We start from the raw sequence: 796 nt of genomic DNA, 5'->3' as shown, positions 1-796 counted from the left end.
GTTCTTTACTCCTGACAGTGGCGGGAACAGCCGGCTGACACGCTCGCGGCCCAGCGCCTTGATCTGTCGCTGCTCACGCAGATGGGCTTCAAGTACCGCGCGGTCAGCATCGCTAACCAGGCCCATGGGGTTGAACTGGGCTGGCGTGCTCGTTTCACGGCGATAGACTTCACCGAACTCTGTCGCAGCGTCATGCAACTGGGTCCTGCCCATGTCCGCATCGAAGTCCTTGACCCCTGGCTCCAATGGCGCCGGCGGCAGGCGCTCGCGCCGCTCCCTGGCACGTTGCTCGACGCGGCGTTTTTCCACGTCTTTCTGCTTTTGGTTGCGCAGCGCCTCGGCCTTTTTGCGAACCTCCGGCGCAGCTTCAGCGTCGGAAGCTTCTTTGTAGAACGTCTGGTGCTCCAGGGTTCTGAAGGCGTAGCGGTCGATACGCCAGGCGGTGATCCAGCCAAGTTGGTCGCGGAGGGCGGCTTCGACCGTTTTGTCGGACAGGATGGGTTGGTAGTTTTCGGTTTGTTGTATGGAAAGTTGCTCAGAGCGTTGAGTCAGCCCTAGTGTTGCTTGGCGCCAAGCATTGAAGCGCGTAGCGAGAGCTGGGGATATCTCAAAATGCTCAGCAACCCCTACCTCCATCTGCCTCCAGAAATCATGGTGCAGCTTTGAAGGCAGTACACTACTTGGGACTTTTAAAGGTGATCCATGAGCAAACGCGTCTGCGTATAGCTCGTGCAAGGCAATTTGAGAAAGCAACAAGCCATCACCGATTGACAGATCATCGCTGACCCCCTTCCCT

Annotated in this window: 1 protein-coding gene; it reads right to left on the bottom strand. The window is 57.9% G+C overall.

Annotated elements, in window-relative coordinates:
- On the bottom strand, positions 1-796 hold a 796-nt coding region (locus DM374_RS32610), incomplete at both ends, for a T6SS phospholipase effector Tle1-like catalytic domain-containing protein (RefSeq protein WP_450088435.1).

Source organism: Pseudomonas huaxiensis, from assembly GCF_003231275.1.
GTDB lineage: Bacteria > Pseudomonadota > Gammaproteobacteria > Pseudomonadales > Pseudomonadaceae > Aquipseudomonas > Aquipseudomonas huaxiensis.
Note: the sequence above shows the minus strand (reverse complement) of the source record. Positions and strands in the feature narration are given on the sequence as shown.